The organism is Photorhabdus bodei (assembly GCF_003287735.1).
GTDB classification, from domain to species: Bacteria; Pseudomonadota; Gammaproteobacteria; order Enterobacterales; family Enterobacteriaceae; genus Photorhabdus; species Photorhabdus kayaii.
The window spans coordinates 1-1,492 of record NZ_NSCM01000122.1 but is presented as its reverse complement, the minus strand read 5'-3'; the positions used below and the strand labels follow the sequence as shown (position 1 = coordinate 1,492).

The 1,492-nt window shown below is 50.2% G+C and carries 1 protein-coding gene; it reads right to left on the bottom strand.

Going from position 1 to position 1,492, the window contains the following annotated elements; translation table 11 throughout:
- Positions 1–11 precede the first annotated feature (11 nt).
- Positions 12–1,394, bottom strand: a complete 1,383-nt coding sequence (locus CKY02_RS23005) for an IS4-like element ISPlu9 family transposase (RefSeq protein WP_112897007.1) — start codon at positions 1,392–1,394, stop codon at positions 12–14.
- Positions 1,395–1,492 lie beyond the last annotated feature (98 nt).

Sequence of the window (1,492 nt, the reverse complement as noted above, 5' to 3'; positions counted from 1 at the left end):
CTGTCTCTTGATCAGATCTCCAAATCAACCGATTTAGCCAGCAAATAGCCGTCTATCAGGGTTTGCAGCCGAAACCAACCTTCCCAAAGTCGTTCCCATCCGACTCGACCCGTGCGTTTGGAATCGTACCAGCCGGCCAGTTTTCCCAGATTGATGAAGGCCCAATGCAAGCTCGGGGCTTTTTTCGGCGGACGGCGTTTTTCTTGTTTTGACCACAGTAATTTCCACGCCAGGGGGCTTAATACTGTCTCACAGCTCTCTTTCTCTGCCTCTTCTTTGTTCAGACCCATAAAACGGAGCTGGTGTATCCGTACCGCAATAAAGGCCAGCAGCACTATCATGCGCTCCAGATTATCTTTGCTTTGCATACGCAGCGCTTCTACCTGCGTACCGCCCGTTTTCCACGCTTTGTGAAATTCTTCTATCAGCCAGCGGCGCTCGTAATAACTGAATATTTTATGGGCGTCTTCCTGACTGTTGACGGGTTCGGAGGTCAGAAGATGCCAGCAAAGCCCATCCTCCGTACCTTTTTCGTAGCAACCAACATAAAATATCCGCACCGCTTCACCGCTTTTTCCTTCGGGGATTTTCAACGTCACTTCGGCATAACTGATATCACAATCCGCGACACGTGCCTGACGCCCGCCTTTCTGTCTGACCTGAACTAATCGTTCTCCAGCACTCTGTAACTGGCTGATAAAGTCATAAAGTTTATCCTGACTTTCCTCAATACGCCGGCTTTGCATCGAACGGATGACGAAACGTTGTTTTTGGCTCGTTTTATAACGCAGATATTCGATGATATCGGCTTCACGGTCACAGACAGAAATCACGTTGGCCATCTGCTCCCCTAACCGGCTGTTGACGGCTTGTGAGGCCCGTTCCCACTTATAACTCTCTTTCCCTTCATAAGGGCGTGTGTCGCGTTGTCGGCTTTTGCCATAATCACTGACATCTCGGCACCAGCGCTGTTGCTCTATCAACCCCACGACCTGTTGTTCTTCAGGCGCAAATAACAACACCGAGTGTGCCTGCATGCCCCGGGATTTTTCCTTCGAGGTGGTATAGCCGAGTTCATCGGCGACCGACGCATGGGAAAATGACAGGGTTGTCGTGTCTTCCAGCGCTAACAGGCAATGATAACGTTGAGCGTGAGCGACGGTGGCGGTAAATCCGGCTTCGGCGATGGCCTGAGGCGCAATGGCGGAATTTCGGGTCAGTCGGTAGGCCGCTTCAACATCGGCAGGAGAGTCAAGAGATTGCACGAGCGATTGTCCTATATGGTTAGCCAACGAACAGGCCACTTTCACCAGGCGGTTGGTACGGCGTTTATCACCTAATTCCGCGTGTTGAAACGTGTCATTTGCCCATTGTTCGGCGCAGGTTGAAAACATAAAGATTACCTCAAGTCGTGTTTTTTATTGGGATCAATCTATGAGGTAAAAGTTCAATAACGAGGGGGCGGGTTAAAATATTTGTGTAGGAAAGACAG

Coding starts and splice junctions, on each gene's coding strand:
- CKY02_RS23005 (WP_112897007.1), bottom strand. CDS start 1,394: ATGTTTTCAACCTGCGCCGAACAATGGGCAAATGACACGTTTCAACAC.